This window comes from Methanocalculus sp. (assembly GCF_029762515.1).
In the GTDB taxonomy this organism is placed as follows: Archaea; Halobacteriota; Methanomicrobia; order Methanomicrobiales; family Methanocorpusculaceae; genus Methanocalculus.
Map to the genome: position 1 here is coordinate 1 of NZ_JARVGN010000540.1, position 1245 is coordinate 1245.

The 1245-nt window shown below is 43.2% G+C and carries 2 protein-coding genes; both read right to left on the reverse strand.

Annotation, left to right across the window (positions count from 1 at the left end; all coding sequences use genetic code 11):
• Positions 1–510, reverse strand: a 510-nt coding sequence (locus QCH34_RS12980; RefSeq protein WP_300334742.1) for a hypothetical protein, incomplete at its 3' end; no start/stop codon positions are given.
• A partial coding sequence (locus QCH34_RS12985; protein ID WP_300334744.1) for a hypothetical protein occupies positions 503–1245 on the reverse strand: 743 nt, incomplete at its 5' end. The genes QCH34_RS12985 and QCH34_RS12980, both read right to left, overlap by 8 nt.

Consider the following 1245-nt stretch of genomic DNA (forward strand, 5'->3'; position numbering starts at 1 on the left):
ATCGATCAGGAGAAATATCCCCGTGTACTCCTGTAACTGAGAGGTAGCGACGATTTTTTCTATATTCGAAATTACGTTGTCGCGAAGTTTCTCTTGTTTATAGGCTTGATCAATGCTGTCATCTGGTTCCACGGGTTGGAGATCCGCAATAATATCCTGAAAGTCTGAATTATACGAGTCAAATGACTCAATGAACTTCTCATAGAACCGCCGGATACTTATCCCGAGGTTCCCCAGATATACCGCAATCGCACCGTCCCCGTACTCACCCGAGCGGATTTCATCCTGGAGTCGCAGAAGATGATGGGTCTTACCCGTGCCGTATTCTCCGCGCACAAGCATACGCTGTTGCTTTTTTTCATGCAATGCCCTTTTCACAAACGATTCAGCCTTTTCCAACTGGTCTTCCCGTCCGAATAATCGATATTTCTTCGAGGATTCCTGATCGCCTATAATCGCATCAAAGGGATTCGAATTCAGTCCAAGATCTGATAGGTCAAGGTCACTCATAGAGGTTCAACTCCTGTGCAATGTCTATGTTGATCGAAAATTTTTCATAACTGCCACCAGCAATGAGATCTGGAAGAAGCGAGTTTTTTAAAATCGCAAATCGCTCCTCAAATTCTGGGTACGTCATGTTATACTTGAGGGAAAAGCGTTCTTTCATCGAATATAATGGAACTGTACCATCCTTCTCTCGTAATTCACAGTACTCCTCAACCAGAAGTTGAGCAAAGATCAGATTGTGAAGGGTCACGAGGGTATACAAGGGCGGAGCATCTCCATCTTTTCGTTTCTGGAGGAGTGATAGGCGCTCCAATTCTGCAAGTGAGGTATCGATCGTGAAAGGATTGAATGAATGCCCAAAAACATTTTTTCTGTTATATTCCATGCCGATGTCAGATTTCGACAATTTTTTCCTGCGGAATATGAATGCAGCCAGATGTCTGATCTCCGGGGAGTAGTAGAGGGAGTTCGTCTGCAGCATCATCAACGCACCCTGTTTGTCGTTACTGAGATAGGCTGCGAAGACCTGTTTTCCGGAATAAATATTGATATGGTCGTTATTGAGAGAAGTTGTCAAAACCAGATTTTTATCATCCCCAGATACAAACTGGAGAACTTTCAAATTATACAGGACATCGTTCGTAGCACCAGATAAGGATTTTTTCCCCCTCTTTTCGATCTCCTCGTTGTCGGAAAATTGAGTAAGATAATCGAAGAGTTTTTCTTTTGATATTGGAC